Below are 25,007 nucleotides of genomic sequence, written 5' to 3'. Positions count from 1 at the left end.
GCAGCAGGCCATGGTCACGACACGGTGGTGGCTGCGCCGGGCGGGGCTCGGCGTCCTCGTGATCTGGGGCGCCGCCACCCTGTCGTTCATCGGCCTGCACCTGTTGAGCGGCGACCCCGCCCGCATCATCGCGGGCGGGGGCGGGGCCGTCAGCGGCTCGTCGGAGCAGATCCTCGCCCGGATCAACGAGCAGTACGGTTTCCACGAGCCGCTGATCGTCCAGTACGGGCGGTTCCTCGGCCAGCTGGCCCGAGGGGACCTCGGCATGTCCTATCAGCTGAACCAGCGGGTGACGACCGTGATCGTCGACCAGCTCGGTCCCACCGTCGCGTTGGCGCTCGGGGCGGCGGTCCTCGGTTTCGGGCTGGCGCTCGTGCTGGCCGTCGGCACCGCGGGTCGCCCACGCGCCGAGTCGCTGTTCTCGACGCTCGAGCTGCTGTTCGTGTCGACGCCGAGCTTCTGGGTCGGGATCCTGCTGCTGACCGTGTTCTCGTTCCGCCTCGGGTGGTTCCCGGTGTTCGGCAACGAGGGCGTCGCGTCGCTCGTTCTGCCGTGGCTGACGCTGGCCCTGCCGATCACCGGGACGCTCGCGCTCGTGATGCGCGACGGGCTGCAACGTGCGCTCGAGCAGCCGTTCGCCACCACGGTGCTGGCGCGTGGGGCGACCGCGACCCGGCTCCGGCTGCGCCACGCCCTCCGACACGCCCTGCTACCGGTGCTCACGCTGTCCGGCTGGACGCTCGGGACGCTGTTGGGCGGCGTCGTCGTGATCGAGACGGTCTTCGCCCGCGCCGGCATCGGGCAGGTCGCGGTGACCGCGGTGAACGGTCGCGACCTTCCCGTCGTGACGGGCGTCGTCCTCGTCGCCACCGTCGTCTTCGTCGTGATCAACACCGCGCTCGACGCGCTGACCCGCGTCGTCGATCCCCGACTCCGAGGTGTCCCCGAATGACCACGGTGCTGCACGGCGAGCCCCCGGCGGGCCTCCCGCCGGTCACCGAGCTCCCCGCCGCCCGCGCTCTCCGGCGGACGCCGTGGCTCGGGCCGGCACTCGCCCTCGCGTTCTTCCTCGCGGTGTGTCTGCTCGCCGCGTTTCCGGATGCCTTCGCCGGCGACCCGGCCGCGATCGACCCGGTGAACGCGTTCCGCGACCCGGCCCCCGGCCATCTCCTCGGTACCGACCAGCTCGGCCGCGACACGTGGGCACGGGTCGTCCACGGCGCCCGCGCCTCACTCGCACTCGGCTTCGGGGCCACCGCGCTCGCCGCGCTCGTCGGCATCGCGTGGGGGCTGGCGGCGGGACTCGGCGGCCGGCTCGTCGACGAGGCGACGATGCGCGTCGCCGACATCTTCATGGCCGTCCCGACCACGCTCATGGCGCTGCTGGTCGTCGCCGTGCTCGGCGCCGGCGGCCCGAGCGTCGCGGTGGCCATCGCGGTCTCGCTCGCGCCCGGGTTCGCACGGGTGGTGCGCGTGCAGACCCAGGTCGTGAAGCACGCCGGCTACGTGCAGGCCGCGACGGCACTCGGTGTCCGCAGGCGCGGCGTCGTCGGCCGCCACATCGTGCCGAACGTCCTGCCGCCCATGCTGGTGCTCGCCACCATGAACGTCGGCCAGTCGATCATCGCGGGGGCGTCGCTGAGCTTCCTCGGCCTCGGCCCGCAGGCCTCGTCATCGGAGTGGGGATCGCTGCTCTCCGACGCCCGCGACCACCTCCAGGACGCGTGGGCCCCCGCAGTCTTCCCCGGCCTCGCGATCGCGCTGACCGTCATCAGCATCAGCGTGCTCGGCCGGGAGCTGCGGCTGCGCTTCGAGGGGCGGACCGAGCGATGACTCCCCCGGACGCACTCCTGTCCGTGCGCGACCTCCGGGTCCGCTTCACGACGCGCCACGGCCCGGTCGACGCCGTCCGCGGGGTGAGCCTGGCCGTCGAGGCCGGACGGTGCCTCGCGGTCGTCGGCGAGTCCGGCTCGGGCAAGAGCGTGACGGCTCGGGCGTTGATCGGTCTCGCCGGGTCGAACGCGACCGTCGACGCCACCACGATGACCTTCGAGGGCCGCTCGCTGCTCTCCCTCGGCGAGCGGCGGTGGCGGCGGCTGCGCGGAGCCCGGATCGGCTTCGTCCTCCAGGACGCCCTGACCTCGCTGGACCCGCTGCGGCGGATCGAGGACGAGGTCGCCGAACCGCTCGACGTCCACGCCGATCTCGGACGCCGCGAGCGCGCCGAACGGGTCCGGTCCCTGCTGGGCGACGTCGGCATCCCCGACCCGGCGCAGCGCGCCCGGCAGTACCCGCACGAGCTCTCCGGCGGCCTGCGCCAGCGTGCGCTCATCGCATCGGCGATCGCGGCGGGGCCGTCGCTCGTCGTCGCCGACGAGCCCACCACGGCGCTCGACGTCACGATCCAGGCGCAGGTGCTCGACCTGCTGGCCGACATGCGCGACGCCGGGACGGCGGTGCTGCTGATCAGCCACGACCTGACAGTCGTCGCGCGCATGGCCGACCACGTCGCCGTGATGTACGCGGGGCTGGTCGTCGAGGAGGGCCCGGCCGCGCAGGTCCTGCACGAGCCCGTCCACCCGTACACGCGCGCCCTGCTGGCCGCGGCCCCGACCCTCGACCCCCGGGGTCCGGCTCCGACGCAGATCGCGCGGCTCGCGCCGCCGACGACCGGACCGGGGTGCCCGTACCGCAGCCGCTGCGCCCTGGCCGACGCCCGGTGTCACGGGGAGCTGCCCGCCCTGCGCGCCACGGGCGACGGCCCGTCGCTCGCCCGCTGCTGGCACGCGGATGCCGCCGAGCCGCTGCCGACGCCGGCGCCCCGCACCGTCGGGACCACCACGTCGGGTCGCCGGGTGGTGCTCGAGGTCGACGGGGTGTCCAAGCGGTTCCGGGTGCCCGGCGGCGGCCGGCGGCGGGCCGTCGACGGCGTCTCGTTCTCGCTGCGGGCAGGCGAGGCGCTCGGTCTCGTCGGCGAGTCCGGTTCCGGCAAGTCGACCATCGCGCAGATCGCGCTCGGCATGCTCGGGCCCGACGACGGCCGCGTGCTCCTCGACGGCGCGTCGTGGTCGGAGCTGCGCGAGCCCGACCGACGGCCGCACCGCTCCCGCATCCAGCTGATCCAGCAGGACCCGCTCAGCTCCTTCGACCCCCGGTTCACCGTCGAGCGGATCATCGGGGAGGGCCTCGGGCAGCCGAGCCGGCGCGGGGCGGCGGCCCACCGGTCGCGCGTCGTCGAACTGCTGCACCGCGTGGGACTCGACGCGACGATCCTCGACCGGCGTGGGCCTCAGCTGTCCGGCGGGCAGCGCCAGCGCGTCGCGATCGCCCGCGCGCTCGGTCCCGAACCGGAGATCCTCGTGTGCGACGAACCGGTGTCGGCGCTCGACGTCTCGATCCAGGCGCAGATCCTCGACCTCTTCGACACCCTGCGGCGCGACCTCGGCGTGGCGCTGCTGTTCATCTCGCACGACCTCGGCGTCATCAACCGGATGTGCGAGCGCGTGCTCGTCATGAAGGACGGCGCGATCGTCGAGGAGGGCCCGGTCGGCGACGTCCTGCACACGCCCCGGCACGCCTACACCCGTGAGCTCCTCGCCGCGGTCTCCGCCGACCCGGCGACCGGGCGGACACCCGTCCGCACCGGCCCCACCTCCGTACCCGAAGGACGACCGACATGACGAACCGGCCGACCGCGGACGCTCCCCGGTGGACGTCCGAGGCCATGAACACCCCCGAGACCGCCGAGGAGATGGCCGCCCGCATCCGGACGTCGCTGCGGAGCGGCTTCGAGATGTACGCGAGCGTGCACAAGACGCTGTTCGCGCAGGTCATCCAGCTCGCCATGGCGACCTTCGAGCAGCCGGCCGACCAGCACGAGTACAGCGAGCTGGACCACGGCGGGGTCGCCGGGAACGGCAACTACGGCGCGTTCCTGCGCCGGCGGATCCCGGACATCGACATCGCCGGGACCGCCACGGCGCGCACCGCGGACACCGTCGTGGCGGACTACACGATCACCGGCACCCTGCCGGACGGTCCGCTCCACCTGCACAGCGAGGCGACCTACACCCTGGAGGACGGCCTGGTGGTGCGTTACCTCGTGCGCCACGACGCCGCCGAGTGGCAGCGCTACCTGCGTGCGACGGGCAACCCGTACGAGGGCGGCGGGTTCGCCGCGGCCGAGCTGGACCAGGCCTGACGCCTGAGGGGCGGCGGGCGGGCGCCCGCCGGCCCTCAGGACGCGGGGGCGTCGATCGACCCGAGCACCTTGGCGACGATCTCGCGCGACCTGCTGCGCAGCTCCTCGTCGTTGATCATGTCCTGGACCATCACCTCGGTCACCCCGAGCGCGCGGACCAGCGGCTCGAGCTGCTCGCGCAACGCCTCGGCCGTCCCGGCGACCTGCGGCGGGATGACCGCACCCCGGATCGAGCTCGGCCGTGCCCGCTCGTCGGAACCCAGCTCCGCCGCCGCCTGCGCCACCGTCGGGATCGGGCGGTCCCGGCCGCCCGCCCGCAGCGCGCGGGCGGGCCACGTCAGCCGGTGCGCCAGGTCCTCGTCGTCGGCGGCGGCGAGGTGGAGCGCGAGGATCGCGCGGGGGGCGCCGCTCCCGAACGGCGTGCCGACGAAGCCGGCGCGGTACTGGTCGAGAGCCGCCTGCGTGGTCGCGGGGTCGATGTGGGCGCCGAAGACGTAGCCGATGCCGAGCCGCGCGGCGAGCCGGGCACTCGCCACGGAGGAGCCGAGCAGCCACACCTCGGGCACGCCGTCGACCGCGCGCGTCAGGTCGAGGGTCGCGAAGCGGTGGCCCTGCGGGAACGCGCGATGCACGTGGCCGAGGACCTCCTGGACCTGGGCGGGGAAGTCGTCGACGGGCCGGGACCCGCGGTCGCGGCGCAGGGCCTGGTCGACGACCGGGCCGGCGCTGGAGCGCCCGAGGCCGAGATCGACGCGGCCGGGCGCCATCGACTGGAGCATCATGAACCGCTCGGTGACGGTGAACGCGCTGTGGTGGTTGAGCAGCACCGCGCCGGACCCGACCCGGATCCGGTCGGTGCGCCCCACCGCCGCGGCGATGAGCGGCACCGGGTCCGCGGATGCGTAGCCCACGGTGTGGTGGTGCTCGGCGTACCAGATCCGGTCGTATCCGAGCTGCTCGGCCTCGACCGCGGCGGCCAGCGCCCTGCGCAGCGCCGCGGTCCTCGTCCCGCCGGGAGCGACAGGAGCCAGCTCGACCACCGAGTACCGCATCGGACCGGTCTCCGCCGCGACGGCGTGTTCCTCACCCATCGAGGCGCAGCCCCGTCCCGATCACGTGGTTCGCCTCCAGGTCGTCGTACTCGTCCGCGGTCATCCCGAGCAGCTCGGTGACGACGTACGCGTTGTGCTCGCCCAGCATCGGGGCGCGGCGACGGTGGACCGGGTAGCGGTCCCGCGTGAACCGGACCGGTGAGCCGGCGACGATCGTCGACCCTTCGACGGGATGCTCGACGGTCTCGAAGAACCCGCGATGGGCGAACTGGGTGTGATCGGGTTCGTGCGGCATGGCCACCCGGGCGACCGGCACCCCGGCCGTCCACAGCGCCGCGACGATCTCGTCGGCGGAGCGCTGCGCGCACCACGCCCCGAGCCGGGCGTCGAGCTCGTCCTCGCGCGCCTTCCGGCCGGCGAACCCCGCCAGCTCGGACGCCTGTGCCCACCCGGGTCGGCCGAGCGCGTCGACGAGCGCGGTCCACTGGTCGTCGGTCTCGACCGAGATCGCCACGAGCGGGCCGCCGAGCCCGTCGTCGGGGTCCGCCGTGCGGTAGAGGTTCTGCGGCGCGGCGGACGGCGACCGGTTCCCCTGCCGCTGCGCCAGCACGCCGTAGGCCGTGTACTCGATGACCTGCTCGGCGGCCACGTTGAGGGCGCTCGCCACCATCGGGACCTCGACGAGCATGCCTTCGCCGGTACGGTCCCGGACGGCGAGGGCGACCTGCAGCGCGAACGCGGCGTGCGCGCCCGCCAGCGGGTCGCAGACCCCGCTCGGGACCTGTGGTGCCCCGTCCGGGAACCCCGTCACCCACGCCATCCCGGACGCCTGCTCCATGGTCTGGGCGAACCCGGTCCGGTCCCGCCACGGTCCCGTCAGCCCGAAGGCCGGCATCCGCACGAAGATCAGCCCCGGGTTGGTCTGGTGGAGCAGCTCCGGGCTCAGCTCCCACGAGTCGAGCACCCGCGGGCTGAAGTTCTCGATCAGCACGTCGCTGGTGTCGAGCAGGTCGACCAGCAGCTCCAGCCCGCGCGGGCGGTCCAGGCGCAGCCCGAGGCCGAGCTTGCCGGTGTTGGTCGCGTGGAACAGCGGGGCGTACTCCCACCACTGTTCCTCGTCGACGGCGCGCAGGCTCAGCGCGCGCATCCCGTCCGGCCGGGCCGGCGACTCGACCTTGATGACCTCGGCCCCGTGCATCCCGAGGAACTGCGCGGCCGACGGGCCCGCCCAGAACGCCGTCAGCTCCACGACCCGCAGGTCGTCGAAGGGGAGCCGGCCGCCGGGCCCGGACGTCGGCCCGGCGCTCGGCCGCGGCCCGTCGGCGACCCGCCGAGCCCATTCCGCGGTGTGCTCACCGAGGGCCGGGGCCCGGCCGGGTGCCGGCAGGCTCGCCTTGCCGTGCAGACGGTAGGGCGTGGCCGGTTGGACGACGCCACCCTCTGGGGCCTCGACGAGCATCTCCTGGTCGGCGAAGTGGTCGATCGCCGAGATCGTCGCCCCGTTGCCCACGGGCGCGGCGGGGACCCGCAGCGCCGCGGCCAGCTCGAGGATCTCCGCGGTGGTCCGCGCCGCGGCCCAGGCGTCGATGTGGGCGGTCAGCTCGTCGCGACGGCGTTCCCGCTCCCCCTGCGCGATGAGCGTCTCGTCGTCGAGCCAGTCGAACCGTTCGACGAGCACACAGAAGTCCAGCCACTGCTGGCCGGTGCCGGTCATGAAGCCGACCCAGCCGTCCTTCGTGGCGTGGATCCCGGGCAGCAGCGACATCGGCGCCGGATCACGCGGCCGGCCCGCCTCGGCGAAGTAGGTGACGGGGTGCATGTTGGTCAGGCTCAGCGCGACCGCCTCGAAGATCGACGTGTCGAGGATCTGGCCACCGTGGTCGCTCGCGCGCCTGCGCCGCGAGGCGAGCAGCCCGGTCGCCGCGAACGTGCCGGCCATCCACTCCCCCACCCGGCCGCCGACGCTGACCGGCGGCCGGCCGGGCAGCCCGCGCCAGCCGATGGCGCCCGACCAGGCCTGCAGGGTGAACTCGGTGGCCGCCCTGCCCGCCCACGGACCGTCGAGCCCGAAGGCGGTGAGGGCGAGGACGTCGAGCGCCGGGAACCGCTCGTGCAGCGCGGCCGGCTGCAGGGCCGGCACCGCCGCCAGCCGCGAGTCCGGATCCCAGACCACCGCGTCGGCGCGGGCGAGGACATCGAGCACGAGTGCGACGTCCGCGGGCCGCTCGGGGTCGGCGACCACACTCTGCGTCGACCCGGCCAGGAACCGGAAGAGCGCGCCGTCCTCGCCGTCGGGGGACACGATGCCCGAGGCCGACCGGCGACGCAGCGGGTGCCCCTCGGGTGGCTCCGCCCTGACGACGACGGCGCCCGCCCCGGCCAGCAGGTGGGTGCAGTACGCACCGGCGACCCCGCTCGACAGGTCGACAACCGTCACGTCGTCGAGCGGTGACATGTCCGTCATGACATCGACAGTACCTTTTCGGATCCCTGAACTTCAATACTGGATCCATTTCATCGGGACCCTCATCCCGACACGCCGACCGGACGGCCGGCATCACAGAGGGTGGGCCGTAAGCTGGATCCATGATGGCCCGGGCGACCGCGCAGGATGCCGACCCGCAGACCGGCACCGAACCTCGACCTCGTGGGCGCGGCGACCGCGACCTGGTCGACTCGCTCGTCGAGGTGCTCCAGGAACGGATCAGCACCGGGGAGATCCCGGCCGGGACGTGGCTGCGTCAGGAGCACCTGGCCACCGAGCTCGGCGTGAGCCGCATGCCCGTCCGCGAGGCGTTGCGGCAGCTCCAGGCCGTCGGCACGGTGGAGATGATCGCGAACCGGGGCGCGCGGGTACGCCTGCCGTCGACCCGCGACATCATGGAGGTCTACGAGCTGCACGGCGTGCTGCAGGCCCACGCGGGTACGGCCGCCGCCGAGCTGATCACCTCCGGGCAGCTCGACCGGCTGAGCCGGGCCGAGGCGATGTTCCGTCAGGCCGTCGACGAGCTCAGGGCGGCCGACAGCGACCCCGCCGCGGTGCAACGGCGCTGGCACGAGGCCAACACCGAGTTCCACTCGGTCATCATCGAGGCCAGCGGGAACAAGCTGCTCGCCGACGTCGTCGAGAGCCTGCACCGCAAGGTGCCCCGGAACCTGACCTGGATCGCCCTCGGCTCCGACGTCCGGCGGCTCGAGCGGGACGCGGCCGAACACGCCGCGATCCTCGACGCCCTCACCCGCGGCGACGGGGCGACCGCCGGCACCCTGCTGCGTGAGCACGCCAAACGCGCCAGCGAGCTGCTCGTCCGCACCGTCGACGAGATCGGCCAGGAGGCCACCCCCGCCCGGCGGCGGTGACGTCTCACTTGACCGCGAGCGGGTTGACCGGCGAGCCGACGGCGTTGGCGAACTTGATCGGCGGCCCGCTGAAGAAGAACTCGTAGACCCCGTCGGCGGCGCAGTCCTCGGCGAGCTCCTCGAAGTCGAGGATCTCCCCCAGCGGCATGCCCATGTCGCGGATCAGCACGCAGTGCACCGCGAACTTCTCGTCGGGCTCGCCGGGGAGCGCCTCGATCGCCCAGTTGTCCGAACACAGCGCGGCGACCTCCCGCTCGTACAGCCACTCCGCGCACTGCAGGCCGATCCCGGGCTCGCCGTCCATGAACCGTCGCGAGTCACCGGTCGTGGTGAAGACACGGCGCCAGCCCGTCCGGATCAGCAGGATGTCGCCCCGGCCCACCGTGACGCCCTGGCGCGCGGCCGCCTCGTCGAGATCGGCGGGGGTGATCACGTAGCCGCGCTCCAGCCACTCCACGCCCTTCAGGCGGGCGACGTCGAGCAGCACGCCCCGGCCGGTGATGCCCTTGCCTAGCTTGTCGATCGCGAGCCTGCCGGCACCGCGGGGCCCGACCTCGGAGGCCGGGTAGCCGTTGTAGAGCAGGCCGTCGTAGAAGACGTGGGCCAGGCTGTCCCATTGCGAGGCGCACTGCAGCGGCATGAAGATGTAGTCGTCGGCGAAGTGGAACCCGCCGGGGAAGTCCTGGTTCGCGCCGGTGTCCCGCATCAGGTGCACCGGGTTGATCCGCGCCCCGCCGGGCTGCGGCCCGTCCGACGCGAACGGGATTCCCAGGTCGAACACGCGGCCGGTGCGCACCAGCCGCGCCGCGGCGACGACGGCCTCGGGCGTGATGTGGTTGACCGTGCCCCGCTCGTCGTCGGGTCCCCAGCGGTTCCAGTTGCTGAGCCGGGCCCCGATCTCACGGAAGCTCTCCATCGCGATGACTCCAGGTTCGTTTCCTCGGGACCGGGACGGTCCCGTTACGTCGGGTGGACCCGCCGGGTCAGATCCCGAGCGCCCGGCCGACGAGGTCCCGGTGGTGGCCGGGGGTGCCCAGGAGGAACTCGCTGCTCTTGGCGCGCTTGTAGTAGAGCTGCGCCGCGTGCTCCCAGGTGAACCCGATGCCGCCGTGCAGCTGGATCGCCGTCGCGGCCGCCCGCGTGTAGGTGTCGGAGCAGACCGCCTTGGCCACCGACGCTGCGAGCTCGACGTCGGCGTCGCGCTCGGCGACGGCCCGGGCCGCGTCGTACGCCGCCGAGCGCGCCGACTCGATGTCGACGAGCATGTCGGCCAGCTTGTGCTTGACCGCCTGGAACGACCCGACCGGACGGCCGAACTGGTGGCGCACCGTGACGTGGTCGAGCGTCATGTCGAGCACCCGCCGGGCGCCGCCGACCTGCTCGCAGGCCAGCGCGACCGCGGCGAACCGCAGCGCCCGGCGCACCCCGTCCCAGGCCTGCCCGGCGCGCCCGACGAGGACCGCGGGCGTCGCGTCCAGGCGGACCCGGGAGAGCTTGCGGGTCAGGTCGAGGGTGAGCTCGACCTCGACCCTGCACCCGGCCGAGTGCGGGTCCACCGCGAACAGCGACAGGCCCTCGGCGGTGCGGGCGACGACCAGCAGGAGGCCGCTCACGTGCGCGTCCGGGACGAAGCGCTTCACCCCGGACAGGGTCCAGCCGGACCCGGACGGCTGCGCGCGCATGTCGACGGCCGACTCGTCCCAGCCGCCCCGCTCCTCACCGACCGCGAGCGTCGCGACGAGCTCACCCGACGCGATCGCGGGCAGGTGGCGCTTCATCGCCTCCTGGTCGCCGCACTCGAGCAGGGCCGTCGCCGCGAGGCCCACCGTCGCGAAGAACGGGGACGGGAGCAGCGCACGGCCCATCTCCTCGAAGACCACGCACAGTTCCTGGTACCCGAACCCGGCGCCGCCGAGCTCCTCGGGGATCGCCATCGCCTGCAGGCCCAGCTGGTCGGCCATCGTCGTCCAGACCGCGGGGTCGTACCCGGCCTCGTCCTCCATCAGCCGGCGGACGTCGCTCTCGGTCGAGCGGCGTTCCAGGAACTGCCGGACGACTCGGCGCAGCTCGTCGCGGGCGTCGTTCGTGCTCATCCGGATCAACCCCGCGGGATTCGGGAGAAGGGAACGTTCTTGTCGGTGCGCGGTTCCGGCGGCAGGCCGAGAACCCGTTCGGCGAGGATGTTGCGCATGATCTCGGACGTGCCGCCCTCGATCGAGTAGGCCCGCGAACGCAGGAACAGCCGTCGGACGTCCTGCTCGGCGCGCCGCGTCAGCGACTCCTCGGTGTAGGCGGACATCTCGTAGGAGTCGTAGAGCATGCTCTCGTCCCCCAGGAGGTCCAGGCAGAGCTCCAGCGCGTCCTGGTTGAGCTCGGCGTAGACGAGCTTGCCGATCGAGCCCTCCGGGCCCGGGATCCCGGCTGTCCGGTTGGCCGCCGCCCGCCGGCTGTTCAGCCGCTGGACCCGCGCCCGGACCCAGAGGTCGATCATCCGGGTCCGCAGCTCCGGGCCCGGGTCCGGCCGCGTGCGGTACAGCTCGAGGGCCAGGTCGGCCGGCGTCCTCTCGGTCCGTTCCCGGTTGAACAGGACCCGCTCCTCCATGAGCGTGGTCATCGCGACGCGCCACCCGTCGGACACCTCGCCGACGCGCGCGGAGTCCGGGACCCGCACGTCGGTCAGGTACACCTCGTTGAACTCGGCCTCGCCGGTCAGCTGCCGCAGCGGGCGGACCTCCACCCCCGGCGCGTCCATGTCGACGAGGAAGTAGGTCAGGCCTCGATGCTTGGGCTGCTCCGGGTCCGTCCGGGCGATCAGCATGCCCACCTGGGAGATCGTCGCCAGCGAGCTCCAGACCTTCTGCCCGTTGACGACCCAGGCGTCGCCGTCGCGGACCGCCCGGGTGCTCAGCCCCGCGAGGTCCGAGCCCGCACCGGGTTCCGAGAACAGCTGGCACCAGCGCTCGTCGCCGACGAACAGCGGGCGCAGGTAGCGCTCCTGCTGCGCCCGGGTACCCCACGCCGCCAGCGTCGGCGCGCCCATCGAGTAGCCGAGCCGGTTGAACTCGGCGCCGTCGGGCGCCCCGGCGTCGGCCAGCCGCAGGGTGACCTCGCGCTGCAGCGGCGGCGCCACCCCCAGCCCGCCCGACCCGACCGGGAAGTGGACCCAGGCGAGCCCCGCGTCGAACTGGGCGGCGAGGAAGTCCCGCCGCGGCGTCCGCGCGGGCGGGTGGGAGCGCAGCAGGTCCTCGGTCGTCGTGACGACGAGGTCGAGCTCGGCCGTCATCAGGCGAACCCCTCCGCGCGGAAGGCACCGTCGCGCCAGTCGAGCGCGGCGCGCAGCCCGCCCTCGTCGAGCTTCTCGCGGAAGGCCCGGGCGCCGGGACGGAGGTTGCCGCTCAACGCGTGCCACGACCACGACTGGTCGAAGTGGGTCTTCATGCCCTGGATCTCGTAGGCCTGGTTCACCGAGTGCTTGTTGGCCGCGAGCAGACCTGGTGCGATCGACGAGATCGCCCGCAGCTCCCGCTGCGTCTCCGCGTCGAGGCTGTCGGCGGGGAAGGACTTCACGACCCACCCCATCCGGGCCGCCTCCGCGCCCGTCACCGAGTTCCCGGTCAACTGGAGGTACTTGGCCTGGGCCATGCTCATCTTCCAGGGGAAGTACGGCACGTCCGGCGTGGTCATCCCGCGCATCGGCGGGTACCCGATGACGGCGTCGTCGGCGACGAAGGCGATGTCGCACATCGACATCAGCTCCGTTCCGCCGGCGACGCAGTGGCCGTGGACCATGGCGACGACCGGCTTGAGCAGGTCCCAGATCGTGTACCAGTCCCGCACGCAGCTGCGCGCCCACTGGTCGGTCCAGTCGTCGAACTCCGCCGCGCTGACCCAGCGCTCCGGCCGGATCCCGTCGTCGCGGTAGTAGCGCGCCCCCTCGGCGGGTCGGGCGCTGGTCTTCGGTCCGGACGACAGGTCGTACCCCGCGCAGAACGACGGGCCGTTGGCCCGGATCAGCACGACGGTGACGTCGTCGTCCTGCTCGGCCGTGCGCAACGCGTGCAGGATCTCGCGGCGCATCAGGTAGCTCAGCCGGTTGCGCTTGTCCGGCACGTTGAGGGTGATGGTCGCGATCCGGTCGGCCGTGGAGTAGAGGATCTCCCGGTAGGGCGCGCCGACGGACGCGGGTTCGGTCGACTGCTCGGTCGTGGTCACGTGTGGTCCGATCTGGAGAGGACGGTGAGCGGTTCGAAGCGCGTGCGCAGCTCGCGTTTGAGGACCTTGCCCGCGGCGTTGCGCGGGAGCGCGTCCGAACCGACGACGAACCGGGTCGGGACCTTGAACGCCGCCAGCCGCCGCCGGGCGTGGTCACGCAGGTCCTCCGCGGTGACCGAGGCGCCGGTCGCGACCCGTACGACCGCGGCGACCTCCTCGCCGAGCAGCGGGTCCGGGACCCCGACCACGGCCGCCTCCTGCACGTCGGGGTGCTCGGCGAGGACCTCCTCGACCTCCGCGCAGTAGACGTTCTCGCCTCCCCGGATCACGACGTCCTTGATCCGGTCGACGATGTGCACGAAACCCTCCTCGTCGCGGCGGACGAGGTCGCCGGTGCGGAACCAGCCGTCGGCCGTGAACGCGGTCGAGTCGTGGTTCCAGTAGCCGCGGGCGAGCGAGGCGCCCTTGAACCACGCCTCGCCGACCTCCCCGTCGGGGACGTCGCACCCGTCCGCCCCGACCACTCGTAGCTGCGACGTGGGAAAGGGCCTCCCGACCGACAGCGGACGGCGGAAGTAGTCGCGCGAGCCGATCATCACCATGGCGCCGGTGGTCTCGGTGAGCCCGTACCCGGTGCCGGTTCCGACCCGGCCGCCGAGGAGCGTCCCGATCCGCGCGATCAGCGCGGACGTGGACTGCGCGCCGCCGGTGCCCAGTGTCCGGAGGGACGGCAGCTGCGCGCCGGAGCGCTCGATCTCGTCCATCAGCTGACGCGCGACCGTCGGGACCGCCGTGAGGGTGTCGACCCCCTCGCGCTCGATCAGCTCGACCGCCCGCCGGGCGTCCCACCGGTGCATGAGCACGAGGTGCACGCCCGTGACGGCGGACGAGATCAGCCGGGGCAGGTAGGCCACGTGGAACAGCGGGCCCGGGACGAGCAGCGTCGGCTGCTCGGGCGGCGGCGGCAACGGCTCGCCGCGCCACTGCGCCAGCCGGCTCTCGACCACGGCGTGCAGCCGCAGGTTCGACAGGACCGTGACGTGCGCGCGGTTGGTGGCGACCGCCCCCTTCGGGCGCCCGCTCGTGCCCGACGTGTAGAGGATCGTGACGTCGTCGTCGGGGTCGATCGGGACCGAGGTGAGGTCGAACCGGCGGCGTTCGCCGGCGAGCAGGGCCTCCCACTCGTCGTCACCGCGGACGGCCTCCCCCGGCCGGACCTCGACCACGGCACGCAGGCCGGGCAGGCGGTGGCGCTGCGGCTGCACGCTCTCGGTCCGCTCGCGGTCGGCGACCAGCACGGCCGCCCCGCAGTCGGCGAGGGCATCGACCAGCTCCGACCCGGTCCACCACGCGTTCAGCGGGACGCACACGGCGCCGACCGCGACGGCCGCGGCGAACACGACGACCCACTCGGGATAGTTGCGCATCGCGATGGCGACCCTGTCGCCCTTGCCGATCCCGTACCGCTCGACGAGGAGCGTGGCGAACCGGGCGACCAGGTCGGTGTGCTCGCCCCACGTCCGGGTCACGTCCTCGAACGTGACGGCGGGCCGGTCCGGCGGGTGCGCGGCCGCGACGAGGACGTCGCGCACGCTCGCGGGTGCGTCGGTGTACACCGGCAGCTCGACGCCGCGCACCCGCGCCGTACCGATGGCGAAGCCGCCGCCCGGCGCCGTCAGCTCGGCGACGATCTCGGCGCGGCGCCTGCTCTCGTCCACCCGTCGACTCCTTCCGCCGCGCTGCCGAGGAGACCGTCGGGCGCGACGCACCGCACCCACGTCGCCGAACGGCGCCCGCGCCGGTCCTGAGCGAGCCTACGTTTCAGGATACGAAATCGTCAAGTATGGATCCCATTTTACCGCGTCAGTATCGTTCGCGGACGAGACCGTTGTCCTCGGCCCAGCGGCTCGTCGCCTCCACGGCGTTGCGGATGTGCGCGGTCATCGCGGCGCGCGCGGACACCCCGTCGCCCCTGGCGATGGCGTCGGTGATCTCGTCGTGCTCGGCGAGGTTGCGCCTCAGCAGCCGCACCCGCCCCGCATAGGCGGCGAAGGAGATGTTCTGCGGCAGCCGCCGGTGGATGTCGGCGATGGTGTGCGCGAGCTGCCGGTTGCCCGACGCCTCCGCGACGAGCACGTGGAAACGGCCGTTCGCCTCGACCCACGCGGGCGCCGTCCGCACCGTGCGTTCGGCCGCGGGCAGGTCCACGAACTCCTCGATCGCGCGGCGGAAACCGTGCCAGGCTCCGCGGAGGCGCTCGAGCTGGGCGTCGTCGATACGCTCGGCGGCCAGCTGGGCCGCGAACCCCTCCAGCTCGGCGCGGACCTCGCCGAGCTCACGCAGGTCCCGGCCGGAGTGCCCGTCCACCCGCGCTCCGCGGTTGCGGACGATCGTGACGACGCCCTGCGCGTCGAGGATGCGCAGCGCCTCGCGTACCGGCGTCCGGCTGGTGCCGAACTCCGCGGCCAGCGCCTCGTGGCGCAACCAGGAACCGACAGGGACCTCACCCATCAGGATCCGACGCTGCAGGGCCTCGACGATCTCGCCCGCGCGACCGCGGGCGGCGTCGTTCTCGCCCGCGCGACCGCGGGCGGCGTCGATCTCGCCCGCGCGACCGCGCGCGGCGTCGATCTCAGCGGTGTCGCCGGACATGGGCACCCCTGCTCGCTCGGGGACGGCGGCCCGACGGTAACAGGGTTGCATCCCCGTCGGACCGAACTGGATGCACGTCGCGTCAGCGCCCGACGGCGTACCCCTGCGCACCGCGCGAGTTCGCCGCCGCGGACAGCGACCCGCTGCCGGGGTCCCGGGTCACCGTGGAGAGCCTGCCGAGGCTCCAGTCGTCGGAGACGGTGACGCGGTGTCCGCGCCGGACCAGCTCCTCGATGACGTCGGCACCCAGCCGCCGTTCGACGACGGCGCCGCCGGGCGTCCAGATCCGCGGCCAGAAGCTGCTCACCGCGGCCACGGTGTGGAACGCCGGCGCGTCGATCGCCTGCTGCGGCTGGTAGCCGCCGACGATGGTGCGCAGGAGATACAGCAGCTGCCACTGGTCCTGCTGGTCACCGCCGGGGGTGCCGAGCGCCGCGACGGGCCGGTCGCCGTCGAGGAGCATCGTCGGGCTCAACGTGGTGCGCGGCAGACGACCCGGCCGCAGCCCGGACGGGCTGTCCGGGCTCAGCCATGTCATCTGCAGCCGGGTCCCGAGGCAGAACCCCAGCTCGGGGACGGCCGGGGAGGACTGCAGCCACCCTCCCGACGGGGTGGCCGACACCAGGTTGCCCCACCGGTCCACCACGTCGACGTGGCACGTGTCGCCGCGGGTGACGCCGGTGCGCGACACCGTCGGCTCGCCGACCCCCTCCGACCCGCGAACGGACTCCTTCTCCCGCAACGGCGGCAGGCACGGCTCCAGCCCGGGCGGCCGGCCCGGCCGGTACTCCGACGACGCGCTGTCGGTGATGGCCGCCGCCCGCTCCCGCGCGTAGTCCGGGGACAACAGCGCGGCGAGGCCGGCCGCGTCGTCGTGGTCGCCGTAGTAGCAGTCGCGGTCGGCCAGCGCGAGCTTGAGGGCCTCGAGGACGGTGTGCGCGCCGAGCGCCGTCGACGGGTCGAGGCGGGCGTCGTCGAACTGGTCGAGGATCGCGAGGGTCTGCAGCAGGACGGGGCCCTGGGACCAGAACCCGGGCTTCGCGACGGTCACGCCGCGGAACGTCAGCCGCGTCGGCACCTCGTAGCGGGGCCGGTACGCCGCGAGGTCGTCGGCGGTGAGGACCCCTGCGTGGTCGGTGCCCGACGAATGCCGGTGCGGGCGCTCGACGGAGCGGGCCAACGCCGCGGCGACGAATCCCGACCGCCAGGTCCGCAGGGCCTCCCGGATGCCCGCCGTGCGCGACGGCCCTGCCTGCGTCGACTCGGCCACCAGGCGGCGCAACGTCGCCGCGTAGGCCGGGTTCCGCAAGGTCTGCCCCGGCGTCGGCGCCGTACCGTCGACCAGCCACTGCGCGGCCGACGTCGGCCAGTGGTCGACGAAGTGCCGGGTCATCGCGGCGATCACCGCGCAGAGCTGCGGGGCGGCCGGGAACCCGCGTTCGGCGTAGTGGATGGCGTAGTCGAGGACGTCGGCCAGCGGCCACGTCCCGTGTTCGAGCAGGACCTCCAACCACGCCACCACCGCACCCGGGACGGCCGCGGCCAGGGCCCCCGAGCCCGGGACCTCGTCGAGCCCCTGCTCCCGGAAGTGCTCGGGCGTCGCCCCCGCCGGTGCGGGGCCCTGACCGTTGACCACGCGGACGGCGCCGTCGGCCGGGGCGACGAGGGCGACCAGGTCGCCGCCGGGCCCGTTCAGGTGCGGCTCCACCACGTGCAGGACGAAGGCCGCGGCGACCGCAGCGTCGAAGGCGTTGCCCCCGCGCTCCAGCACCGACTGCGCCGTCCCGCTGGCCAACCAGTGGGTCGAGGCCGCCATGCCGAACGAACCGCTCAGCGTGGGTCGGGTCGTGTCGGCCGGTGGCGGCGCGAAGGGAGGCACGTCGATAGCATGCAATACCGCCAGATTGGATGCAATGTGCGGCTCGGTCCTCGGGCTCAGTCCTCGGGACGGGCGAGCGTGGCGAGGAACCGGTCCGCCGCACCCTCGACCCGCGCCCGGTCGCCGGTGGTGAGCAGGTCGAGCAGCAGGCCACGGAGCGTCGCGATCACCAACGTCGCCTCCCGGTCCGCGACGGCCGGGGCGACGTCCGGGCCCTGGGCGGCACGGAGCGCGGCCATCCAGTCGGCCACCACCCGGTCGAGGAAGTCGGCGAACTGCTCCGGCGCCTGCAGCGCGCGCCCGTAGACCGCGAAGAAGAGCCGGAACTCCGCGGCTCGTGCCGGCTGCGAGGTCTGCTCCCACGCCGCCCGGGCGGCCGCCGCGAGGTCGTGCTGCGCACCGAGCAGCTCGGCCGTCGCCGCCAGGATGCGCTCCCGCAGCCGGCCGAGGATGGCGACGAGCAGGTGCTCCTTCGACCCGAAGTGGTGCACGAGCGTGTTCGTCGAGACGTCCAGTGCCGCCGCGACGGGCCGCCAGGACAGCTCCGAGAAGCCGTTCTCGACCGCGTAGTCGACGACCGCGTCGAGCAGCTCGAGCCGCCGCCGATGATCGACGGGCCGCCCTGCCATCACCGCCTCCTTGTCGGTCGTCGCAAATTTCTGGTACGAACGTTTAAAGAATAGCGCGCGACGTACGGAGGGTTCCATGCACGTGTTCGTCACCGGCGGGTCGGGTTGGGTGGGGCGCGGCCTCGTCCCCGACCTCCTCGCCGCCGGCCACCAGGTCACCGGACTGGCCCGCTCGACCACGGCGGCCGACGCGCTGCGCGCCGCGGGCGCCGCGGTGCTCGCGGGGTCGCTCGATGATCTGGACGTCCTGCGCGAGGGCGCCGCGGCGGCCGACGGCGTCGTCCACCTCGGGTTCAAGCACGACATCGCCTTCGCGGGCGACTACGCCGGTGCGAGCGCGACCGACCGCGCGGTCGTCGAGGTGTTCGGCGAGGTGCTCGCCGGTACCGGCAACCCGCTCGTCATCGCCTCCGGAATCCTCGGGGTGCTCGGGCTCGCACCCGGGGTGGTCGCCACCGAACGCGACGGTCTCGTGCCGGACACCGGCGACGGCACCTCGCCGATCAGTGGTGGCGCCGGGCGGATCGCGACCGCCCACTACGCGCTCGCCCTCGCCGACCGCGGGGTTCGCTCGTCGGTCGTCCGCCTCCCTCCGGCCACGCACGGCAACGGTGACAACGGGTTGATCGCCACGGCGGTCGGGTTCGCCCGCGAGAAGGGTGCCGCCGCCTATGTCGGGGACGGCGCCAACCGATGGCCTGCCGTGCACCGCGACGACGCCGCGCGCCTGTTCCGCCTCGCGCTCGAGTCCGCACCCGCGGGGTCGGTGCTGCACGCCGTCGGCGAGGAGGGTGTGCCGATCCGCGCGGTGGCCGAGGTCGTCGCCGATCACCTGGGCGTTCCGGCCGTCTCCGTCACCGCCGACGAGGTGCACGACCACGTCGGGTGGCTCGGTGGATTCTGGAGCACCGACGGCCCGGCCTCGGCGGAGCTCACCTGCGCGCTGGTGGACTGGAAGCCGACCGGCCCGACCCTCGTCGCCGACCTCGAGGACGGCCACTACTACGCCTGAACGAGCACCGGTCGGGATCGGCCGGCTCATAGGATCGCTCTCATGGACGACGGGGTGACGCTACGGCGGCTGTCCGTGTTCTGCCTGGTCGTCGACGCCGGAGGGGTGACCCGGGCCGCGGAACAGCTGCGGGTGGCACAGCCGAGCGTGTCCGGTCAGCTGCGGTCGCTGGAGAAGGCACTCGGCGCCACCCTGGTGGTGCGGTCCGGGGTGTCGCTGGTGCTCACCGAGGCCGGGGAACGGGTGTACCGCTGGGCCAAGGAGGTGCTGGCGAGCAGCGCCCAGGTCCAGCGCGACGTCGACGATCTCGTCGCCGGTACGGCGGGCTCGCTGGTCGTGGCCGCGAGCATGGCGATCGGCACCTACCTGCTCCCGCCGGTGATGACCGCCCTGCGCGCCGAGCGCACCGGCGCCGACATCACCGTGCAGATCGGGGAGCCGGAGGTCGCGCTGCGGGCCGCGCAGCGCGGCACCATCGACTTCGCGGTGACGAGCTGGGTGGACAGCGAGGTGCCGGAGGACCTGATCGGCGAGAAGCTGTGGGAGGAGCCGATGGTGCTGTGCGCGAGCCCGCACGGCCCGCCCGACGGCGACTCGATCACCCTCGCGCAGCTGCACGACCTCCCGCTCGTGGGCGTGCCCTCCGGCGTCTCGTTCCACCGCATGGTCCAGGACCAGCTGCGCCGCCACGGCACCGCGCTGCCGACGCCGGTGATCCGGCTCGGCCACGCCGAGGCGATCATCGAGGCCGTCTCCGCGAACGGCTGGGTCGCGCTCGCGATGGGCTACATGCTCCGCAGGGACGTCGAGGCCGGACGGGTGCGCGCCGTGGAGATCAGCGACGCGCACCTCGTCGAGGGCATCGGCCTGTACCACCGCGAGGCCAAGTACTTCTCCCCGCTGCAGGCAGCCGCCGTCGAGGCCCTGCGCGAGCTGGGCCGGGCTCGTTCCTAGCTCCCGGCCTCGCGCGGGCCGACGTAGCCGGTCTGACCGTCCTCGGAGCCGAGGGTCAGCACGGGGCCGTCCATCTCCTCCTGCCACACCAGCGACTCCATGCCGATGTGCAGCGGGTGGTCCTGCACGGTGAAGGCGCCCAGGCCCTCGGCGCCCTGGTAGTGCGCGTGCTCGAGCCAGGACGGTGCGGAGAGCAGCAGGTCGCCCTCCTCCCACGTGAGGGTCTCGCCGTCGACCTCGCTCTCGCCGTGGCCGGCGAAGTGGTAGTTGATCGCGACGGAGGTGTGCTTGTGGCCGCGCCCGCGGGGGCGCTGCCCGGACCCGGGCGGCAGGTAGGAGGCGGTGACGAAGAAGTTGTGCGTCGCGCCCTGTCTGCGCCGGGTGGCCGGGTTGTAGAGCGCCATGATGGTGCGGCCGCCGTCGCCCGCGGTCCGCGAGAGGTGACGACGGACCTCCTCCCACGGCCAGTGCAGCGCCAGGGACTCCACGACCTCGATGTCCACGAGGAACTCGTAGCCGCGCAGCCGGGCGCCGTCGGTGCCGATGGCGTGGTCGGGGGCGGTCCCGCGGGTGTACGCCGCCGGGGCCTCGGTGCTGCGGGGCCCTGCTGTTCGACGGCGCGGTTCCCAGCCCTCGGGCAGGTCCTCGGCGTAGTGCGCGGTGAGCTTCTCCAGCAGCGGGGCGTTGGAGTACGACAGCCGGGCCCACACCTCGTCGCCGGTGTTGCGGAAGACGAACCCCTGCATGGCGGGGATGTTCGCGACGTCGAGGCGGGCGAGGTCGATCTCACGGACGTCGCGGCCCTGCACCGAGATCCGCCCGCTGCCGCGGATCCCGATCTCCACGCGGTGCGCGTTCTCCCGCATCGGGGCGGTCCGCTCCCCCGGATCGAGCACCTCGATCGTCACCGAGACGCCGGGGGCGAAGCCGAGACCGGGCGCGACGGCGGACGGGTGCACGATGCGGCTGGCGCGGCGCCCGTTGGCCGGGGCCGGGGCGGCCGAGAGCCGGTCGATCTCGGCGTCGATCTCCGCGCGGGTGATCTTGATCGGGCGCCAGGGGGCCGGGGCCGGGGCGGCGGCGCCGCTGACGTCGAGCATGAGGTTCTGGAACGTCGTCATGCGGGTTGTCCCTCCTTGTTCTTGACCGTCACGGCAGCTCGCCGGGAGCGACGCGCCGCCCGGAGGTCGTCACAGCAGGGCGGAGCCCTGCTCGAGCAGCGCGCGGACGCGCTCCTGCCCCGCCGCGGTCAGCGGCAGCAACGGTTCGCGGACGTGCGACGACGAGATCCGCCCCTGCTGGTGGAGTGCCCATTTGGCCGGTGCCGGGTTGGTCTCGACGAACAGCAGGTCGACCAGCGGGTGCAGGGCGTAGTGCAGCTCGCGGGCCTGCTCGTGGTCGCCGGCCTCCCACGCCTCGTACATCCGCGCGACGACGGCCGGGGCGAGGTTGGCGACGGCGCTGATGAACCCCACGCCACCCAGCGCGAGCAGCGGTATGCCGAGGAGCTCGATCCCGGACCACACGAGCAGGTCCCGCCCGCACAGCTGCAGCACGCGGGAGAAGTGCTCGAAGTCCTTCGTCGTCTCCTTGATCCCGACGATGTTGTCGTGCTCGCGGAACAGTCGCGCCACGGTCTCGGGTGCGATGTCCACCGCGGTCCGGGACGGCACGTTGTAGACGACGATCGGCAGGTCCGGGAACTCGCCGGCCACCGTGGAGTACCAGTGCACCAGGCCGTCCTGCGTGGGCCGGGCGTAGTACGGCGTGATGACCAGTGCGGCGTCCGCGCCCGCCTCCCGCGCCGCGGCGGTGATCTCGAGGGTCTCGTCGAGCTTGGCCGACCCGGTGCCGGGCAGGAACGGGACGGCGTCGGCAACCTCCTCGGCGGTGATCCGGATCGCGGCGATCCGTTCCGCCGCCGTCTGTGCGGCGGGCTCGCCGGTGGAGCCGCCGATCGAGATGCCGTGCGAACCCTGGTCGAGCTGCCAGCGGATCAGGCCCCGCAGGGACTCGGTGTCGACGGCTCCGTCCGCGGTGAACGGGGTGACCACCGGCGCGATCGATCCCCGGATCCGCGCCGGATCGGTGCGGAACTTCACGGAGCTGCTCCGATCAGCACGCGGGCCACGGCCAGGTCGGACAGACCCATTCCCATGCCCTTGAACACGGTGAGCCGGGGCCGCTCCGGGCGGGAGGTCTTCCCGGTGACGAGCTCGCCGAGGGTGTGAACGGCCGGCCAGTCGTCGAACTCGCGCAGCTCACGGGAGCCGCGGCGGGCGTTCGGCTCGCTGTCGACCACGGTGAGATCCGCCGCCGCCAGGGACGACGGGACGAACTCCGCGTGGCTCGGCAGGATCGCACCCAGCGCGTTGAGGTGCGCGCCCTCGGCGAGGTCGGCGAGATCGAGGAACGGCTCGGCGGCCCGCGTGATCAGGGTGACGATCGGGCAGTCCTGGATCGCGTCGCCCGGACCGGGCACCGCGTCGGCCACGAGCCCCGACCCGGTACGAAGCTGCTCGGCCAGCTCCTCGGCCTTCGCGGGCGTGCGGTTCCAGATCCGCACCCGGCGCAGCTCCCGGACCGCGGCAACCGCCTCGACCTGCCGGAACGCCTGTCGTCCCGCGCCGAGGACGGCGAGCTCGTCCGCCGCCGGGTCCGCCATGAGCCTCGTGGCGAGGCCGGCGATCGCCGAGGTGCGCAGCGCACCCGCCGTGCCCGCCTCGGTCACACCGAGAGTGCGACCGTCCGTCGCGCCGAACAGCGTCATCACCGCGCTCGCCCCGGCCGGGGTGTTGACCCAGGTCTTGAACACCGCGAGGTCCGACTCCAGGTCCACGGCGCCGAGCGCGTGCGCGCTGCCCGTCGCGCCGCCGACCGGCCAGCTCGCCATGGTCTTGTCGAGGTTCCATGCGCTGCCCGCGACCTCGTGGGCGAGCACGTCGGTCAAGGACTCGATCACGTCGGTGACGGCGACGCCGGCGCGGACGTCCGCCTCGGTCCAGACCCTCACGTCGTGCTCCCCGTGGTGACGAGCTCGTCGACGACCCCGTTGCGCAGGACCCCGACGCCGGAGACCTCGACCTCGATCTCGTCACCGGGCGCCAGGAACCGGGGCGGGTCCATCCGGAACCCGACACCCTTCGGCGTGCCGGTCGCGATGACGTCGCCCGGCCGCAGCGGGGTGAACGCGCTGACGTAGGCGACCAGCCGGGGGACGTCGAACGCGAGGTGGTCGGTGGTGTCGTGCTGGACCACCGCACCGTTGAGCCGGGTGGTGACGGTCCACGAGCCGCGGCCCGCCTCGTCGAGCGTGGTCAGCCACGGGCCCATCGCGCCGCTACCGGCGAAGTTCTTGCCCGCCGTGGCCTGGGTCGAGTGCAGCTGCCAGGTGCGCACGCTGTTCTCCGCCATCGCCGTCACACCGGCGACGTGGTCCCATGCGACGGACTCGGCGATGTGCCTGCCCGCACGCCCGATCACGATCGCGGCCTCGCCCTCCCAGTCGAGACTGTCGTCCACGGTCGGCCGCACGACCGGGGTGCCCGCGCCGACGAACGAGTCCGGGAACCGCGCGAACAACGTCGGCCGGTCGAGGACCTCGCGGCCGGACTCGCCCGCGTGCGAGGCGAAGTTCATCCCGCAGCAGAGGACCTTCGCGTGGTCGCCCATCGGGGGTTCCCAGGTCACATCGGTCACCCGCTCGTCGGCGGGCTCCGGCAGCACCGGCGCGGCCAGCAGGGACTCGAAGGACGGGACGCGCCGGTCGAGCCGGACGATCTCGTCGCCGTCGACCACGCCGAACGCGCGGGTGCCCGTGGCGGTGCGGAAGCGGGCGAGCCTCATGCCCGGATCCCGGCCTTCACCAGCAGCGGGAGCACGTCCCGAATGAAGTCCGCGAGGCCGCTGTCGTAGTCGATCCAGGTCAGAAGGGCGCCGTCGATCCCGGCGGCACCGAGCGTCTCCAGCCGTTCGGCGATCGTGTCCGGTGTCCCCGCCAGGGGGAACCCGCCCGCGCCCGCCGCCATCCGCTGCCGCATGATCGCGAGGACCTCCGGCGGCATCAGCTGGGCCTCGGCTCCCTGCAGCCGCATCCACGCGTCGACGCTCTCGGTGTCCTCCTGCTCCACCGAGACGCGCCGCAGGTAGGCCGCGGCCTCGGCGTCGGTGTCGCGCTGCACGACGACCGTGTGGGTCCAGACCTGCACCTCACGGCCGAACTCCCGGCGGGCCATCTGCTTGTAGCCCTCGACCTGCGCCCGGATCGCGGCCTCGTCCTCGGACTGCACGATGACGAAGCACAGGTCGGCGTGCTCGGCGGCGAACCGCATCCCGCGCGGCGACCCGCCCGCGTTCATGATCGGCACCCGGGTCTGGACCGGCTTGGGCTGCGAGACGCCGCCGAGGACGTCGAAGAAACGGCCGTGGAAGTCGAACTCCTCGGTCTCCGTCCAGAGCCGGCGCAGGACGGTCAGCCACTCCTGCAGGTGGTCGTAGCGCTCGTCGTGCTCGCGCAGCGGTGCGCCGAACATCTCCAGTTCGGGCCGGTTCCAGCCGCCGACGACGTTGAGCGCGAACCGGCCGCCCGAGATCAGGTCGATCGTCGCCGCCTGCTTGGCCGCGACGATCGGGTGCAGGGTGGGGGCGTGTGAGGTGGCGAGCACCCCGATCCGCTGGGTCGACGCCGCGATCCCCGCAGCCCAGGTGAACGGATCCATGACCATGCCGGACGAGTGCTCCGGGCGGTTCTCGGGGTAGCCCTTCCACCGGGCGAACGGAACGACGGTCTCGAAGCCCGCGGCTTCCGCGGCCTGCGCGGTGCGCACCGAGCGCTCCCATGAGGGCGACGTGTGCCGCTCGGGCGCCAGGGTCTGGGAGGCACCGGTCCCGTTGGTGCAGAACAGCCCCAGCTTCAGGGCGTTCGTGCTCTCGACCAGTGGATTCATGGGCGCGAACCTCCTCGTTCGGGTGTTTCCGACGCTAAGGCCGCGGGGCTCATAGTTCCAATACCAGCTCTTCGATGTGCACATAGGTCTATCCCTATGCATCTGACCGT

The 25,007-nt window shown here is 73.3% G+C and carries 22 protein-coding genes; 7 read left to right on the top strand and 15 right to left on the bottom strand.

Annotated features, from left to right (window positions below; all coding sequences use genetic code 11):
- The first annotated feature begins 10 nt into the window (after positions 1-10).
- From PSED_RS06895 to PSED_RS06880, 4 genes are read left to right on the top strand one after another with little or no spacing between them, the layout of a single operon-like run.
- On the top strand, positions 11-952 hold the full coding sequence (locus PSED_RS06895; RefSeq protein WP_013673532.1) for an ABC transporter permease: 942 nt from the start codon (positions 11-13) through the stop codon (positions 950-952).
- Entirely contained in the window at positions 949-1,833 is an 885-nt protein-coding gene (locus tag PSED_RS06890) for an ABC transporter permease (protein WP_013673531.1), read from the top strand. The genes PSED_RS06895 and PSED_RS06890 overlap by 4 nt, the downstream gene beginning before the upstream one ends.
- Positions 1,830-3,680, top strand: coding sequence for a dipeptide ABC transporter ATP-binding protein (locus tag PSED_RS06885; RefSeq protein WP_013673530.1), 1,851 nt, complete (start codon positions 1,830-1,832; stop codon positions 3,678-3,680). The genes PSED_RS06890 and PSED_RS06885 overlap by 4 nt, the downstream gene beginning before the upstream one ends.
- The gene (locus PSED_RS06880) at positions 3,677-4,201 is read left to right on the top strand and encodes a hypothetical protein (protein WP_013673529.1); all 525 of its coding nucleotides are present in this window, start codon (positions 3,677-3,679) and stop codon (positions 4,199-4,201) included. Before PSED_RS06885 ends, PSED_RS06880 begins: the two co-directional genes overlap by 4 nt.
- Positions 4,202-4,236: 35 nt before the next feature.
- Here PSED_RS06880 and PSED_RS06875 read toward each other — a convergent pair whose 3' ends face one another.
- Together PSED_RS06875 and PSED_RS06870 are read right to left on the bottom strand one after the other, a co-directional pair.
- Positions 4,237-5,292, bottom strand: coding sequence for an MsnO8 family LLM class oxidoreductase (locus PSED_RS06875; RefSeq protein WP_013673528.1), 1,056 nt, complete (start codon positions 5,290-5,292; stop codon positions 4,237-4,239).
- Complete coding sequence (locus PSED_RS06870) at positions 5,285-7,717, bottom strand: CaiB/BaiF CoA transferase family protein (protein WP_013673527.1); 2,433 nt, start codon at positions 7,715-7,717, stop codon at positions 5,285-5,287. The genes PSED_RS06875 and PSED_RS06870 overlap by 8 nt, the downstream gene beginning before the upstream one ends.
- A 122-nt stretch (positions 7,718-7,839) precedes the next feature.
- On the opposite strand from PSED_RS06870, the gene PSED_RS06865 reads away from it, so the two are divergent.
- On the top strand, positions 7,840-8,613 hold the full coding sequence (locus tag PSED_RS06865) for a GntR family transcriptional regulator (RefSeq protein WP_233899333.1): 774 nt from the start codon (positions 7,840-7,842) through the stop codon (positions 8,611-8,613).
- A 4-nt stretch (positions 8,614-8,617) separates the two neighbouring features.
- On the opposite strand, the gene PSED_RS06860 is transcribed toward PSED_RS06865, so the two are convergent.
- The 8 genes from PSED_RS06860 to PSED_RS06825 form a co-directional block, all read right to left on the bottom strand.
- The gene (locus PSED_RS06860; protein ID WP_013673525.1) at positions 8,618-9,529 is read right to left on the bottom strand and encodes a cyclase family protein; all 912 of its coding nucleotides are present in this window, start codon (positions 9,527-9,529) and stop codon (positions 8,618-8,620) included.
- 67 nt (positions 9,530-9,596) lie between these two features.
- Positions 9,597-10,706 carry an acyl-CoA dehydrogenase family protein gene (locus PSED_RS06855; protein WP_013673524.1) on the bottom strand — a complete coding sequence of 370 codons (1,110 nt, stop codon included), beginning with the start codon at positions 10,704-10,706 and terminating at the stop codon, positions 9,597-9,599.
- A gap of 5 nt (positions 10,707-10,711) precedes the next feature.
- Positions 10,712-11,896, bottom strand: coding sequence for an acyl-CoA dehydrogenase family protein (locus tag PSED_RS06850; RefSeq protein WP_013673523.1), 1,185 nt, complete (start codon positions 11,894-11,896; stop codon positions 10,712-10,714).
- Positions 11,896-12,825 carry an enoyl-CoA hydratase-related protein gene (locus PSED_RS06845; RefSeq protein ID WP_013673522.1) on the bottom strand — a complete coding sequence of 310 codons (930 nt, stop codon included), beginning with the start codon at positions 12,823-12,825 and terminating at the stop codon, positions 11,896-11,898. The genes PSED_RS06850 and PSED_RS06845 overlap by 1 nt, the downstream gene beginning before the upstream one ends.
- Positions 12,822-14,543, bottom strand: coding sequence for a class I adenylate-forming enzyme family protein (locus PSED_RS06840; RefSeq protein ID WP_013673521.1), 1,722 nt, complete (start codon positions 14,541-14,543; stop codon positions 12,822-12,824). The genes PSED_RS06845 and PSED_RS06840 overlap by 4 nt, the downstream gene beginning before the upstream one ends.
- A 145-nt stretch (positions 14,544-14,688) precedes the next feature.
- Complete coding sequence (locus PSED_RS06835; RefSeq protein WP_013673520.1) at positions 14,689-15,477, bottom strand: GntR family transcriptional regulator; 789 nt, start codon at positions 15,475-15,477, stop codon at positions 14,689-14,691.
- Between the two features lie 82 nt (positions 15,478-15,559).
- A complete protein-coding gene (locus tag PSED_RS06830; protein WP_049803626.1) occupies positions 15,560-17,293 on the bottom strand; it encodes a gamma-glutamyltransferase family protein in 1,734 nt (577 codons plus the stop codon).
- A 119-nt stretch (positions 17,294-17,412) separates the two neighbouring features.
- Positions 17,413-17,985: a TetR family transcriptional regulator gene (locus PSED_RS06825; RefSeq protein ID WP_013673518.1), complete on the bottom strand. Its 573-nt coding sequence runs from the start codon at positions 17,983-17,985 to the stop codon at positions 17,413-17,415.
- 76 nt (positions 17,986-18,061) lie between these two features.
- Between PSED_RS06825 and PSED_RS06820 the strand changes: the two genes are divergently transcribed.
- Together PSED_RS06820 and PSED_RS06815 are read left to right on the top strand one after the other, a co-directional pair.
- Positions 18,062-18,997, top strand: a complete 936-nt coding sequence (locus tag PSED_RS06820; RefSeq protein WP_013673517.1) for an SDR family oxidoreductase — start codon at positions 18,062-18,064, stop codon at positions 18,995-18,997.
- 42 nt (positions 18,998-19,039) lie between these two features.
- Complete coding sequence (locus PSED_RS06815) at positions 19,040-19,951, top strand: LysR family transcriptional regulator (RefSeq protein WP_013673516.1); 912 nt, start codon at positions 19,040-19,042, stop codon at positions 19,949-19,951.
- Here PSED_RS06815 and PSED_RS06810 read toward each other — a convergent pair.
- The 5 genes from PSED_RS06810 to PSED_RS06790 form a co-directional block, all read right to left on the bottom strand.
- Positions 19,948-21,072 (bottom strand): cupin domain-containing protein, encoded by a 1,125-nt coding sequence (locus PSED_RS06810; protein ID WP_013673515.1) that lies wholly within the window; start codon positions 21,070-21,072, stop codon positions 19,948-19,950. The genes PSED_RS06815 and PSED_RS06810 overlap by 4 nt on opposite strands.
- A gap of 69 nt (positions 21,073-21,141) precedes the next feature.
- On the bottom strand, positions 21,142-22,053 hold the full coding sequence (gene dapA, locus PSED_RS06805) for a 4-hydroxy-tetrahydrodipicolinate synthase (protein WP_013673514.1): 912 nt from the start codon (positions 22,051-22,053) through the stop codon (positions 21,142-21,144).
- A complete protein-coding gene (locus PSED_RS06800) occupies positions 22,050-22,964 on the bottom strand; it encodes an ornithine cyclodeaminase family protein (RefSeq protein WP_013673513.1) in 915 nt (304 codons plus the stop codon). Before PSED_RS06800 ends, dapA begins: the two co-directional genes overlap by 4 nt.
- Positions 22,961-23,797: a fumarylacetoacetate hydrolase family protein gene (locus PSED_RS06795; RefSeq protein ID WP_013673512.1), complete on the bottom strand. Its 837-nt coding sequence runs from the start codon at positions 23,795-23,797 to the stop codon at positions 22,961-22,963. Before PSED_RS06795 ends, PSED_RS06800 begins: the two co-directional genes overlap by 4 nt.
- Positions 23,794-24,897 (bottom strand): LLM class flavin-dependent oxidoreductase, encoded by a 1,104-nt coding sequence (locus PSED_RS06790; RefSeq protein ID WP_013673511.1) that lies wholly within the window; start codon positions 24,895-24,897, stop codon positions 23,794-23,796. The genes PSED_RS06795 and PSED_RS06790 overlap by 4 nt, the downstream gene beginning before the upstream one ends.
- Between the last annotated feature and the right edge of the window lie 110 nt (positions 24,898-25,007).

Source organism: Pseudonocardia benzenivorans CB1190, from assembly GCF_000196675.2.
Taxonomy (GTDB): domain Bacteria; phylum Actinomycetota; class Actinomycetes; order Mycobacteriales; family Pseudonocardiaceae; genus Pseudonocardia; species Pseudonocardia benzenivorans.
Note: the sequence above shows the minus strand (reverse complement) of the source record. Positions and strands in the feature narration are given on the sequence as shown.